The sequence below is a fragment of the Amnibacterium sp. genome, assembly GCF_051956055.1.
Lineage (GTDB): Bacteria > Actinomycetota > Actinomycetes > Actinomycetales > Microbacteriaceae > Amnibacterium.
In genome coordinates this window covers 65128-77776 of sequence record NZ_JBQCGC010000037.1, presented here as the reverse complement: position 1 = coordinate 77776, position 12649 = coordinate 65128, and the positions used below count along the sequence as shown (strand labels likewise).

Here is a 12649-nt window from a genome sequence, read left to right as displayed (position 1 = left end):
CGTGAGCCTCCTGGTCGTCCTGGACGTCGACTCGACCCTGATCGGCCAGGAGGTGGTGGACCTGCTCGCCGACGCCGCCGGGGTGGGCGACGAGGTCGCGGCGATCACCGCGGCCGCCATGCGCGGCGAGCTCGACTTCGCCGGCAGCCTGACGCGCCGCGTCGCGCTCCTCGAGGGGCTGCCCGCCTCCGTGCTCAGCGAGGTGCGCGCCAGGATCACCGTCACGGACGGGGTGCCGGAGCTCCTCGCCGCGGTCCACGCCGCCGGCGGTGCCGTCGGCGCCGTCTCGGGCGGCTTCCGTCAGGTGCTCGACCCGCTCGCGGCCGAGCTGGGCCTCGACCGACGGCACGCGAACGAGCTCGAGGTCGAGGACGGCCGGCTCACCGGCCGCGTCCTGGGCGGCATCGTCGACGCGGCCGCGAAGCGCGAGCGGCTGCTCGCCTGGGCGGCGGAGCTCGGGGCGACGCGCACCGTCGCGGTCGGCGACGGTGCGAACGACCTCGCGATGATGGGCGCCGCGGACCTCTCCGTCGCGTTCGACGCGAAGCCCGCCGTGCGAGCCGCCGCGGACGTCAGCCTCCCCGGCCGGTCCCTCCTCCCCCTCCTGGCCCTGCTCTGATCGGTGCTCGCACCTGAGCGCAACGTGAACCCCCGCCGCGTGCGCGCTCCGGCGCGACCCGGAGGCGGCTCAGGCGCGCGATGATCCAGCGGTGCTGGAACCGATCCTGTTCGCCTGCGCCGCGGTCGCGGGGCTCGGCGCGCTCGTCATGCTCGTGCGCCTCGCACGGCACCGGACGGCCCGCCGGTGGCGCGGCGTGCTCGCCGCGGCCGCGCTGCTCGGCTTCGCAGCCGGCACGATCGGGCTCGGCGTCCTGCCGCCCGGTGCCGTGGCGTCGGTCGTCGACCAGCCCTCCGCGTCGCCCTCACGGACCGCCACGACCGCGGTGGCGCTGCCGACCTGGCGGCCGGCGGACGCCCACGACCGCGCCGGCTACGCGCACATCACCCGATGGTCGATCCCGGTGTTCCCGGCCGGGCTGCGGACGACCGCCGCCGGCACGCAGACGCTGCCGCGGAACGGCGAGATCGGCTCGGTGGTCATCCCCGCCACCCGATCGCGGTTCGTCGCGCGTCCGGCGATCGTCTACCTCCCGCCTGCGGCACTCGTCCCCCGGCCTCGGCTGCTGCCCGTGATCATCGCCTTCTCGGGCCAGAGCCGCGGTGCAGGGCCCGCCGACCTCGTCTGGAGCGCCGGGCTCCGCAGCATGATGGACGGCATCGCCGCGCGGCATCACGGCGTCGCCCCCGTCGTCGTCGTGCCCGACCAGCTCGGGCCCGCCTCCGGGAACCCGATGTGCGTCGACTCGCCGCTCGGGCACTCCGCCACCTACGTCATGACCGACGTGCGCGACTGGATCCTGACCCACCTGCCCGTGGCGACCGGGAGCCGGGACTGGACGGTCGCGGGCTTCTCGCAGGGCGGCACCTGCGCGATCCAGTTCGCCTCCGCCCACCCGGACGTGTTCGGCTCGGTCGTCGACGTCTCGGGCGAGGCGGCCCCGATCGCCGGCTCGGAGGCGCACACGATCGCCGTCGCGTTCCACGGCAGCACGGTCGCCTACCTGCACGCGTCGCCCGCCTGGCTGCTCGCCCACCACCACGTGCGCGGCCTGCAGGCGTACTTCGCCGCGGGCGCGCTCGACCGGAACTACGGACCGGTGGTCCGGCTGATGGCGGCGCACGCGGCCGCTGCGGGCGCGCGCGTGCACACCATGCGGGTCGCGGGCCTGAACCACAACTGGAAGGTGGGACGCGCAGGCATGCTCTGGGGCTTCGACCACCTCGCCGGGTGGTGGGGCCTCTGAGCGCCGATCCGGCTAGTGCCCCATCCCGAGGCCGCCGTCCACGGGGATGATCGCGCCCGAGACGTAGGCGGCGTCGTCGGAGGCGAGCCAGAGCACGGCCCGTGCGACGTCCTCGCCCGAGCCGAACCTGCCGACGGGGATCCGGCCGAGGTACTCGTGCTGCTGCTCGTCCGGTAGCGCCGCCGTCATGTCCGACTCGATGAAGCCGGGCGCCACCACGTTCGCCGTGATCCCCCGGCCGCCGAGCTCGCGCGTCAGCGAGCGGGCGAAGCCGATCAGCGCCGACTTCGAGGCGGCGTAGTTCACCTGGCCCGCCGAGCCGAGCATGCCGACCACGCTCGAGATCAGGATCACGCGGCCGAACCGGGCGCGCAGCATCCCCTTCGAGGCGCGCTTGACCACGCGGAACGCGCCGCCGAGGTTGGTGGCGACGACGTCGTCGAAGTCCGCCTCGCTCATCCGCAGCAGCAGGGTGTCCTTCGTGATCCCCGCGTTCGCGACGACGACCTCCACGGGGCCGAGCTCCGCCTCGACCACGCGGAACGCGGCGTCGAGGGAGGCGGCGTCCGTGACGTCCGCCTGCACGGCGAGCACCCCCTCCGGTCCGGAGCCGTTCCGCGAGGTGATCGCGACGCGGTGGCCTTCGGCCGCGAAGGCCGTCGCGATCGCGCGGCCGATGCCGCGGTTGCCGCCGGTCACGAGGACGGTGCGCTGGGTCAAGGGGGCGTCTCCTTCCGCAAGGACTCCGTGAGCCTAGTGATCGGGCCGGGAAGCGCCCCGGAGCGGCGTAGGTTGACACCACTCATGACTCATGACGCCGTGCAGTCCGCGACCTCGCTCCCGGCCTCGCCCCAGGAGGACCGGAAGCGGCGCATGCGCGCGTACTCGACCGCGATGTCGGTGCGCATGGTCTGCCTCGTCCTGGTGTTCTTCGTGCCGGGCTGGTGGAAGCTCGTCTTCGGCATCGGCGCCGTCGTCCTCCCGTACATCGCGGTCGTGCTCGCGAACGCGGGGTCGACCCTGGGCACGAAGCCGGTCAACCCCGGTGCCGCACAGCAGCAGCTCGCGCTCGAGCAGCACCGCGAGGAATGAGCACGACGCCGATGCGGCACACCTGCTCGCGCGCGGGCTGCCGGGCCGAGGCGACGACGGCGATCGAGTGGCGCAACCCGCGTATCCACACGGGCGACCGGGTCAAGACCTGGCTCGCGTGCGACGAGCACGTGACGGTCCTGCGCGACTTCCTCGCGGCGCGGGCGTTCCCGCTCGCGCTGCGGCCGCTCGACCCATCGGGCGACCGGGTACGCTGACGCACCCGTGAAGCAGCTCGGCCGGATCCTCCGCACCCTGGTCGCCGACGGGCGCTGGCACCGCTCCCTGGCGCTCGCGATCGCGTTCGCAATCGGGTGCGGACTGCTGTCGTGGTGGCAGTTCTCGCGGCGCGCCGAGACCGCAGCCGCGAACGCGCTGATCACGGCGAACGCGTCCGCGGCGCCATCCCCGCTCGCGGATCTGCTGCCCTCGCTCACCGCATACCGCCCCGGCCTGCAGTGGCGCACGGTCCGGATGACCGGCACCTACCTGCCGGCACAGCAGCTGCTCGTGCGCAACCGCGTGGATCCGGCCGGCAACCCGGGGTTCGAGGTGCTCACCCCGCTGCGACTCACGGACGGCACGGTGTTCGTGCTCGACCGGGGCTGGGTGTCCGTCGGCTCCAAGCAGGACCGGCCCGACGCCGTACCGGCACCGCCTGCCGGCCCGGTGACGGTCGACGCGCGCCTCCAGGCGAACGAGGGCCCGCTGGCCGGCCGCACCGCGCCGTCCGGTGAGATCCCGTCGATCGACCTGAAGTCCGTCGCGAAGCGGGTCGGCGCCCCGACCTACACGGGCGCATACGGCCAGGTGCGGTCGGAGTTTCCCGCGCCGGCGTCGACGCCCGAACGCATCGAGCCGCAGCCCGCGAGCACCGGGGTCGACGAGGGCACGCACCTGTCGTACGCGATCCAGTGGATCCTGTTCGCGCTGCTCGGGTTCGGGGCGCTCGGCTGGTCCATCCGGCGCGACCTGCTCGACGCGGGCGACGAGGTCGTGGTCGCGGCGGAGGAGCGAGCGCTCGAACGCCGCGCGAAGCGCGCGCCGTCGGACGAAGCCGTGGAGGACGCGCTGGCCGACCGCTGACGCGGCCGCGCCTTCCGCGGAGGATCAGCTGACGCTGATCAGCTCCGCGTACTCGGGCGTCCAGAGGTCCTCCGTGCCGTCGGGCATGATCAGCACCCGCTCGGGGTTCAGCGCCTCCACGGCGCCCTCGTCGTGGCTGACCAGCACGACGGCGCCCGTGTAGTTCGCGAGCGCACCGAGGATCTCCTCGCGGCTGGCGGGGTCGAGGTTGTTCGTCGGCTCGTCGAGCAGGAGCACGTTCGCGGCCGACACGACGAGCATCGCCAGCGCGAGCCGGGTCTTCTCACCGCCGGAGAGCACCCCGGCGATCTTGTCGCCGTCGTCGCCGGTGAACAGGAACGAGCCGAGGACGCGCCGCGCCTCCGTCGCCGTGAGGTTCGGCGCCGCGGACACCATGTTCTCGAGCACGGTGCGCCCCACGTCGATCGTCTCGTGCTCCTGCGCGTAGTAGCCGATGCGGAGGCCGTAGCCCGGCTCGAGCTGTCCCGTGTCCGGCTGGTCCACCCCGGCCAGGATGCGCAGCAGCGTCGTCTTGCCCGCGCCGTTCAGGCCGAGGATCACGACCTTCGCACCGCGGTCGATCGCGAGGTCGACCGCGGAGAAGATCTCGAGCGAGCCGTACGACTTCGACAGGTCGGAGGCCATGAGCGGGGTCTTGCCCGACGGCGCCGGATCGGGGAACCGCAGCTTCGCGACGCGGTCCACCTGCCTGACCTCCTCGAGCCCGGACAGGAGGCGCTCCGCGCGGCGCACCATGTTCTGCGCCGCGACGGCCTTCGTCGCCTTCGCGCCCATCTTCGCGGCCTGCAGCTGCAGTGCGGACGCCTTCTTCTCCGCGTTCTGCCGCTCGCGCTTGCGACGCTGCTCGTCGGTCTCGCGCTGCTTCAGGTACTGCTTCCAGCCCATGTTGTAGACGTCGAGCACCTGACGGTTCGCGTCGAGGTAGAAGACGCGGTTCACGACGTCGCCGACGAGGTCGACGTCGTGGCTGATCACGCTCGCGCCGCCCTTGTAGGTCTTCAGGAACTCGCGGAGCCAGACGATCGAGTCGGCGTCGAGGTGGTTCGTGGGCTCGTCCAGGATCAGCGTGTCGGCGTCGCTGAAGAGGATCCTGGCGAGCTCGATGCGGCGGCGCTGACCGCCGGAGAGCGTCTTCAGCGGCTGGTCGAGGATCCGGTCGGGCAGCGCGAGGTTCGAGGAGATCGAGGCCGCCTCGGCTTCGGCGGCGTAGCCGCCCTTCGCGGTGAACTCCTCCTCGAGGCGGGCGTAGCGGTTGATCGCCTTCTCCGCGACCGCGGGGTCCGCCGACCCCATCCGCTCGGTCGCCTCGGCCATCTGCAGCTGCAGGGTGCCGAGGCCCCTGGCGTCCAGGATGCGGGTGCGGGCGAGCTGCTCGGGATCGCCCGCACGCGGGTCCTGGGGCAGGTAGCCGATCTCGCCCGACCGCTCGACCTTCCCGTCGGCGGGCTGCGCCTCCCCCGCCAGCACCTTCGTGAGGGTGGTCTTGCCGGCGCCGTTGCGGCCGACGAGCCCCACCTTGTCCCCGTTCGACACGCGGAACTCGACGTCCGCCATGAGGCGGCGGGCGCCGACGGTGATCTCGAGGCCGTGCACGGCGAGCATGCGGAACCTCCTTGACGAGATCGACGGCGATTGGGCCCTGCGGTTGTGCGTTCGGCACAGAAGCGCGCTTCGGGCGGCGATCTAGTGTAGTTCGCGGCGGGCGCCCGGCCCGTCGTCGAAGGAGCCGCCCGTGTCATCGATCTCGCTCGCCCCGTCCCGCCCGGTCCTCGCGGACCGCCTGCCGAGGTCGATCGTGACGGACGCGACCCTCGTGGTGGCCGGCGCGGCGCTGACCGCAGGACTCGCGCAGGTGGAGATCCCCCTGTGGCCGGTGCCGATCACCGGGCAGACGCTCGCCGTCCTGCTCGTCGGGGCGTCGCTCGGCGCCGCCAGGGGCGGCCTGTCGATGGTCCTGTACGCGCTCGTCGGGGCGCTCGGCGCGCCGATCTTCTCCGACCACACCGCGGGCACGGCGATCCTGCTCGGCCCGACGGGCGGCTACATCGTCGGCTTCGTGCTCGCCGCGGCCTTCACGGGCTGGCTCGCGCAGCGCCGCTGGGAGCGCGGCCTCCTGCGCGGCATGCTCGCGTTCGTCGCCGGGTCCGGCGTCGTGTTCCTGGTGGGACTGCCCTGGCTGAAGGTCTCGCTCGGGCTCGACTGGGGCACGACGATCACGAGCGGCCTCACCCCGTTCATCGTCGGCGGCGTCATCAAGGCCGTGATCGCGGCGCTGGTGCTGCGCGGCGCCTGGGCGCTCGTCGACCGCGCCGACACCGCGAAGCGCTGACCTACTCAGATCTGGAAGCCGATCGCCCGCATCATCTCCTTGCCGTCGTCGGTCATCCGCTCGGGACCCCACGGCGGCATCCACACCCAGTTGATCCGGAACCGCTCGACGTGGCCGTCGAGGGCCTGGGCGGTCTCGTCCTCGATCACGTCGGTCAGCGGGCAGCCGGCGGACGTGAGGGTCATGTTGATGACGAGCGCGTCGTTCTCCTCGTCCCAGCCGAGGTCGTAGATCAGCCCGAGGTCGACGACGTTCACGCCGAGCTCCGGGTCGACGACGTCCTTGAGCGCCTCGGAGATCTCGTCGAACCGCTCGGGTGCGAGCTCGGTGGGCATCAGGCGGAGGCGGCCGCAGCGGCCACGTAGCGGTCGTAGCCCTCGTCCTCGAGGCGGTCGGCCAGCTCCGGGCCGCCCTCCTCGGCGACGCGGCCCGCGACGAAGACGTGCACGAAGTCCGGCTTGATGTAGCGGAGGATCCGCGTGTAGTGCGTGATGAGCAGCACGCCGAGCCCGGTCGAGGTCTTGGCGCGGTTGACGCCCTCGGAGACGATCTTCAGCGCGTCGACGTCGAGACCGGAGTCGGTCTCGTCGAGCACCGCGAACCGCGGCTTCAGCAGCTCGAGCTGCAGGATCTCGTGGCGCTTCTTCTCGCCGCCGGAGAACCCCTCGTTGACGTTGCGCTCGGCGAAGGTGCTGTCCATGCGCAGCGCCTCCATCGACCCGCGCACGTCCTTGACCCAGCCGCGGATGGCGGGCGCCTTGCCGTCGATCGCGGTCTTGGCGGTGCGGAGGAAGTTCGACACGGTCACGCCGGGGATCTCGACCGGGTACTGCATCGCGAGGAAGAGCCCGGCGCGGGCGCGCTCGTCGACGCTCATGGCGAGGACGTCCTCGCCGTCGAGCGTGATCGAGCCGGAGTCGACCGTGTAGCGGGGGTGCCCGGCGATCGTGTACGCCAGCGTCGACTTGCCGGACCCGTTCGGGCCCATCACGGCGTGCGTCTCGCCCTCGTTGATGGTGAGGTCGACGCCGCGCAGGATCGGCTTGGTGCCCTGCTCGGTCTCGATGGAGACGTGGAGGTCGCGGATCGCGAGGGTGGACATCGGGGTTCCTAACTCGTGCGCCGGCGCTAGGCCGGCAGCTCGGACGCGGGCACCGGGGTCGGGTCGACGAGCACGTCGCCCCCCTCCACGGTGACCTTGAAGACGGGGACCGGCTGATACGCCGGCAGGGTGAGCGGACGACCGGTCCGCAGGGAGAACTTGGAGCCGTGCGCCCAGCACTCGAGCGTGTCGTCCTCGACGAAGCCCTCCGCCAGGGAGATGTCGCCGTGGGTGCACGTGTCGCCGATCGCGAACACGTCGCCGTTGCCGTCCTTCACGACCGCGATGGGCGTGCCGCCGATCACGACGCGGAGGGCCGTGTCCTGCTCGAGCTCGTCGTACGAGCAGACGCGCTCAGACATCGGCACCGCCGGCGAGCTCGGCCTCGATCCGGTCCTGGAGGCGCTCCTGCAGCTCGGGCAGGCCGATCTTCTGCACGATCGAGGCGAGGAAGCCGCGGACCACGAGCCGCCGCGCGACGTCCTCCGGGATGCCGCGCGCCTGCAGGTAGAACAGCTGCTCGTCGTCGAAGCGACCGGTGGCGGAGGCGTGCCCCGCCCCTTCGATGTCGCCGGTCTCGATCTCGAGGTTCGGCACGGAGTCCGCCCTGGTGCCGTCGGTGAGCACGAGGTTGCGGTTCTGCTCGTACGAGTCCGTGCCGGTCGCGTCCGGGCCGATCAGGACGTCGCCGATCCACACGGTGTGCGCGCCGTCGCCCTGCAGCGCGCCCCGGTACTCGACCCGGCCCTTCGTGTGGTCCGCCTTGTGGAAGAGGAACACCTGGCTCTCGAGGTGCTGGCCCGCGTCGGCGAAGTACACGCCGAGGAGCTCGCCGTCCGCGCCGGAGCCGGCCAGGGTGACGGAGGGGTTGACGCGCACGACCCCGCCGCCGAAGGACACGACGACGTGCTTCAGGCGCGCGTCGCGCCCGACCTGCGCGAAGTGGTTCGCGACGTGCTTCGCGTCGTCCGTCCAGTCCTGCACCGAGACGACGGTGACTTCGGCGCCGTCACCGACCAGGATCTCCACGTTCTCGGCCAGCTGCGCCGCGCCGCGGTTGTCGAGCACCACGACCGCGCGCGCGAACCGGGCGACGTCCACCAGCGTGTGGGCGGCGCGGGCCGCGGGCCCGAGCGCGCTGCGCACGACCGTCGCGCTCGACGGCTCGTCACCGCTCACGCGGACGAGGAGCGCCTCCTGGAACGAGGACCACGCGTTCGCGGCGGCCCGGTCCTCGGGGATCCCGGCCGCACCGATGCGCTCGTCGTCCCGCCCGACCCAGCCGACCTCGGCGCCGCCGGTCGTCGTCGCATCGACCTCGTACCTGGAGCCGTCGAGCGTGCCGCCGATCAGCTCCTCGAGGTCCGCGACCGGGGTCAGCTTCCAGGTCGCCTCGCGCCCGGTCACCGGCGGGAACGCCGTCACGTCGGTGGAGGCGAAGCGCTCGTTGCGCGTCTGCACCGGCACGGCGCCGTGTCCCGTCGACGCGTCCGCGACGATCGCCGGCCGCGTGCCGGTCCCCGTCACGACCGGTTCGGTCGTGCCCTGGGCCGGGTGCTCGGCATCCGTGGACAGGGTGTCGACGGTGTCCGTCTCAGGCGTGTCCGCCACCTAGCCGACGCTCCCTTCCATGCCCATCTCGATGAGCTTGTTCAGCTCGAGGGCGTACTCCATCGGCAGCTCGCGCGCGATGGGCTCGATGAAGCCGCGCACGATCATCGCCATCGCCTCGTCCTCCGGCATGCCGCGGCTCATCAGGTAGAAGAGCTGCTCCTCGCTCACCTTCGAGACGGTCGCCTCGTGGCCGAGCTGCACGTCGTCGACGCGGATGTCGATGGCCGGGTAGGTGTCCGAGCGGCTGATCGTGTCGACCAGCAGCGCGTCGCAGCGGACCGTGTTCGCGGAATGGTGCGCGTTCGGGTCGACCCGGACCTCGCCGCGGTACCCGGCCCGGCCGCCTCCGCGCGCGATCGACTTCGAGACGATCGACGACTGCGTGTACGGCGCCATGTGGATCATCTTCGCGCCGGCGTCCTGGTGCTGCCCCGGCCCGGCGAACGCGACGGAGAGGGTCTCGCCCTTCGCGTGCTCCCCCACCAGGTAGATCGACGGGTACTTCATCGTCACCTTGGAGCCGATGTTGCCGTCGATCCACTCCATCGTCGCGCCCTCGTGGGCGATCGCCCGCTTCGTGACGAGGTTGTAGACGTTGTTCGACCAGTTCTGGATCGTCGTGTACCGGACGCGTGCGTCCTTCTTCACGATGATCTCCACCACGGCGGAGTGGAGCGAGTCGCTCTTGTAGATCGGGGCGGTGCAGCCCTCGATGTAGTGCACGTACGAGCCCTCGTCCGCGATGATCAGCGTCCGCTCGAACTGCCCCATGTTCTCGGTGTTGATCCGGAAGTAGGCCTGCAGCGGGATGTCGACGTGCACGCCCTTCGGCACGTAGACGAAGGAGCCGCCTGACCAGACGGAGGTGTTCAGCGCAGCGAACTTGTTGTCGCCCGCGGGGATGACGGTGCCGAAGTACTCCTCGAAGAACTCGGGGTGCTCCTTGAGCGCGGTGTCCGTGTCCATGAAGATCACCCCCTTCTCCTCCAGCTCCTCCTGGATCTGGTGGTAGACGACCTCCGACTCGTACTGCGCCGCGACGCCGCCGACGAGGCGCTGCCGCTCCGCCTCAGGGATGCCGAGCCGCTCGTAGGTGGCCCGGATGTCCTCGGGGAGGTCCTCCCAGGTCTGCGCCTGGCGCTCGGTGGACTTGACGAAGTACTTGATGTTGTCGAAGTCGATGCCCGTGAGGTCCGCGCCCCACATCGGCATCGGCTTGCGCTCGAACATCGCGAGCCCCTTGAGGCGGTTCCGCAGCATCCAGTCGGGTTCGCCCTTGCGCCGGGAGATGTCGGCCACGACCTCCTTGGAGAGGCCGCGCTTCGCGGACGCGCCCGCGACGTCCGAGTCGGCCCAGCCGAACTCGTAGACGCCGAGCCCTGCGAGCTCGGGGCGGTCGATCAGCACGTCGGTCATGACGGGTGCTCCTCTCGTTGCCGGTTCCGAACGCGGCGTCAGGGCGTCGCATTCCGCCGGCTCTCGGTCGGTCGTGCCGCGCGCATCGGATGGTCGCGGCGCCGTGCGGCCCGACGGAGGCGCCACCGGCGCGGCCCTCCGACCGGACGCCGATCCTATCGCCGTCGACCCGGAACCACGTGTGCGTGCGGCCCGGTCGTCTCCTCGGGCGCCGCGCGCACCGGGATGACGCCGCCGAACAGCGTCGGGTGGGTGTCGAGCAGCACCCGGAGCACGCCGACCCAGACGAGCGCCGCGCCGAGCAGGTGCACCACGACGAGCGCGGAGGGCAGCGCGGTCACGGCCTGCACGACGCCGATGACGACCTGCGCACCGAGGACCCACAGCAGCACCGCGACCCGGCGGCGCGCGAGCGCCGTCTCCCGGCCGCCCGCGCGGAGCAGCACGGCCAGCACCACGGCGAGGACCACGGTCAGCACCGCCGCCGTGCCGTGCGCGAGGGTGACGGACGTCCAGCTCACCGGGATCCGCGGGACGTCGGCGGAGTCACCGGAGTGCGGTCCTGCGCCGGTGACGACCGTGCCGAGCACGACCAGCACCGCCGTGACCGCCGTGAGCAGCCACGCGACGGGGCCGGCGGGACCGCGGACCGCGGTCGCCGCCGCCGACTGCCTCGCCCGGTGCCACGCCAGCGTCGTCGTGGTGAGCAGGGCGATCGCGAGCACGAAGTGGAAGGCGACGAAGTACGGGTTGAGCCCGGCGAGCACCGTGAGGCCGCCCGCGACCGCGTTCACGACCACGAGCCAGAACTGGCTCCAGGTCAGCCGCGCAAGCGAGCGCTGCCTCTGCCGCTGCAGCGCGGCGGCCACGATCGCCCAGCCGACCGCCGCGACCAGCACCCAGGTCAGCATCCGGTTGCCGAACTCGATCGCCCCGTGCACGCCGAGCGCGGGCGTCGTGGTGAGGGATCCCGCCTCGCACACCGGCCACGTCGGGCAGCCGAGACCGGACCCCGTGACGCGGACGACGCCGCCCGTGACGATGATCAGGATGCTCACGACGAGCGCGGCGGTGGTCCCCCAGCGCAGTGCGCGGTCGCGGAGCACCACCCGCTCCGCGAGCCACGCGAACGGCGTCCTCGGCCTGGGCGCCGCCTCCGGTCGCGTGGTCATCGGAACAGCAGCGCGTCGACGGCGATCCCGAGGAACAGCAGGGACAGCGAGCCGATGGAGGCGTGGAACACCCGCATCGGCGCGACCCGCTCCCCCGCGAGCGCCCTCGCGTAGAGCCGGTGGGTCTCGAGCACGAACCAGCCGCCCGCGCCGAGCGCGGTGAGGGAGTAGACGGGCCCCATCCCGGCGACCGGGATGAGCAGGAGGGAGCAGGCGAGCGTCGCCCAGGCGTACAGCACGGTCTGCAGGCCGACCTGCGCCTGGGACCGGACGGCGCCGAGCATCGGGACGCCCACGGAGGAGTAGTCGTCGCGGTAGCGCATCGACAGCGGCCAGTAGTGCGGCGGCGTCCAGAGGAAGATCACGGCGAACAGCACCCAGGCGGCCGGGGCGAGGGTCCCCGTCACCGCGGCCCAGCCGATCAGGACCGGGAAGCAGCCCGCGAGGCCGCCCCAGATGATGTTCTGGCTCGTCCGGCGCTTCAGCCACATCGTGTAGATGAAGACGTAGAACCCGATCGCCGCGAGCGACAGCAGCGCGGCCAGCCACGTGGTGAGCAGGCCGAGCACCAGCGTCGACACCACGGTGAGCAGGGACGCGAACACGAGGGCCTGCGCCGGGCCGAGGTCCCCCGTCACGAGCGGCCGGTGGCGCGTGCGGTGCATGACCTTGTCGATGTCGCGGTCGATGACCATGTTGAAGGCGTTGGCCGCGCCGGCCGACATGGTGCCGCCGACGAGCGTCGCCGCGACGACCAGCAGGTCGGGTACGCCGTGCACCGCCAGGATCATCACCGGCACGGTCGTGACGAGCAGCAGCTCGACCACCCGCAGCTTCATCAGCGCCACGTAGCCGCGGGCCTGTCGCCCAGCGGGTACGCGACCGCGCCGGGCGGCCTGGGCCTGCCCGCCTTCCGCCCTGACCGTCGTGCTCACTGCTGAGCGATTCTAGG

The 12649-nt window shown here is 72.2% G+C and carries 15 protein-coding genes; 6 read left to right on the top strand and 9 right to left on the bottom strand.

Annotated features, from left to right (window positions below; translation table 11 throughout):
- The first annotated feature begins 1 nt into the window (after position 1).
- Both serB and ACTHLI_RS05735 read left to right on the top strand, forming a co-directional pair.
- A complete protein-coding gene (serB, locus tag ACTHLI_RS05740) occupies positions 2-619 on the top strand; it encodes a phosphoserine phosphatase SerB (protein WP_440182126.1) in 618 nt (205 codons plus the stop codon).
- A gap of 91 nt (positions 620-710) precedes the next feature.
- A complete protein-coding gene (locus ACTHLI_RS05735) occupies positions 711-1865 on the top strand; it encodes an alpha/beta hydrolase (protein WP_440182124.1) in 1155 nt (384 codons plus the stop codon).
- Positions 1866-1877: 12 nt separating this feature from the next.
- Here ACTHLI_RS05735 and ACTHLI_RS05730 read toward each other — a convergent pair whose 3' ends face one another.
- A complete protein-coding gene (locus ACTHLI_RS05730) occupies positions 1878-2585 on the bottom strand; it encodes a beta-ketoacyl-ACP reductase (protein WP_440182123.1) in 708 nt (235 codons plus the stop codon).
- 84 nt (positions 2586-2669) lie between these two features.
- Between ACTHLI_RS05730 and ACTHLI_RS05725 the strand changes: the two genes are divergently transcribed.
- From ACTHLI_RS05725 to ACTHLI_RS05715, 3 genes are read left to right on the top strand one after another with little or no spacing between them, the layout of a single operon-like run.
- Complete coding sequence (locus ACTHLI_RS05725; protein WP_440182121.1) at positions 2670-2957, top strand: DUF3099 domain-containing protein; 288 nt, start codon at positions 2670-2672, stop codon at positions 2955-2957.
- A complete protein-coding gene (locus ACTHLI_RS05720; RefSeq protein ID WP_440182120.1) occupies positions 2954-3175 on the top strand; it encodes a hypothetical protein in 222 nt (73 codons plus the stop codon). The genes ACTHLI_RS05725 and ACTHLI_RS05720 overlap by 4 nt, the downstream gene beginning before the upstream one ends.
- Before the next feature lie 7 nt (positions 3176-3182).
- Positions 3183-4043, top strand: coding sequence for an SURF1 family cytochrome oxidase biogenesis protein (locus ACTHLI_RS05715; protein ID WP_440182118.1), 861 nt, complete (start codon positions 3183-3185; stop codon positions 4041-4043).
- A gap of 24 nt (positions 4044-4067) precedes the next feature.
- Here ACTHLI_RS05715 and ACTHLI_RS05710 read toward each other — a convergent pair whose 3' ends face one another.
- Entirely contained in the window at positions 4068-5666 is a 1599-nt protein-coding gene (locus ACTHLI_RS05710) for an ABC-F family ATP-binding cassette domain-containing protein (RefSeq protein ID WP_440182117.1), read from the bottom strand.
- 130 nt (positions 5667-5796) lie between these two features.
- Between ACTHLI_RS05710 and ACTHLI_RS05705 the strand changes: the two genes are divergently transcribed.
- Positions 5797-6393 carry a biotin transporter BioY gene (locus ACTHLI_RS05705; protein WP_440182116.1) on the top strand — a complete coding sequence of 199 codons (597 nt, stop codon included), beginning with the start codon at positions 5797-5799 and terminating at the stop codon, positions 6391-6393.
- A 5-nt stretch (positions 6394-6398) separates the two neighbouring features.
- On the opposite strand, the gene ACTHLI_RS05700 is transcribed toward ACTHLI_RS05705, so the two are convergent.
- The 7 genes from ACTHLI_RS05700 to ACTHLI_RS05670 all read right to left on the bottom strand — a co-directional run bounded on the left by ACTHLI_RS05700 (position 6399) and on the right by ACTHLI_RS05670 (position 12632).
- Positions 6399-6728: a metal-sulfur cluster assembly factor gene (locus tag ACTHLI_RS05700; protein WP_440182114.1), complete on the bottom strand. Its 330-nt coding sequence runs from the start codon at positions 6726-6728 to the stop codon at positions 6399-6401.
- Positions 6728-7495, bottom strand: a complete 768-nt coding sequence (gene sufC / locus ACTHLI_RS05695) for a Fe-S cluster assembly ATPase SufC (protein WP_440182112.1) — start codon at positions 7493-7495, stop codon at positions 6728-6730. Before sufC ends, ACTHLI_RS05700 begins: the two co-directional genes overlap by 1 nt.
- A gap of 26 nt (positions 7496-7521) precedes the next feature.
- Complete coding sequence (locus ACTHLI_RS05690) at positions 7522-7857, bottom strand: non-heme iron oxygenase ferredoxin subunit (RefSeq protein ID WP_440182111.1); 336 nt, start codon at positions 7855-7857, stop codon at positions 7522-7524.
- Positions 7850-9022: a Fe-S cluster assembly protein SufD gene (gene sufD, locus ACTHLI_RS05685; RefSeq protein WP_440182221.1), complete on the bottom strand. Its 1173-nt coding sequence runs from the start codon at positions 9020-9022 to the stop codon at positions 7850-7852. Before sufD ends, ACTHLI_RS05690 begins: the two co-directional genes overlap by 8 nt.
- Before the next feature lie 84 nt (positions 9023-9106).
- Positions 9107-10525, bottom strand: a complete 1419-nt coding sequence (sufB, locus tag ACTHLI_RS05680; protein ID WP_440182110.1) for a Fe-S cluster assembly protein SufB — start codon at positions 10523-10525, stop codon at positions 9107-9109.
- Positions 10526-10680: 155 nt separating this feature from the next.
- The gene (locus ACTHLI_RS05675; protein WP_440182108.1) at positions 10681-11697 is read right to left on the bottom strand and encodes a COX15/CtaA family protein; all 1017 of its coding nucleotides are present in this window, start codon (positions 11695-11697) and stop codon (positions 10681-10683) included.
- A complete protein-coding gene (locus tag ACTHLI_RS05670) occupies positions 11694-12632 on the bottom strand; it encodes a heme o synthase (protein WP_440182106.1) in 939 nt (312 codons plus the stop codon). Before ACTHLI_RS05670 ends, ACTHLI_RS05675 begins: the two co-directional genes overlap by 4 nt.
- Between the last annotated feature and the right edge of the window lie 17 nt (positions 12633-12649).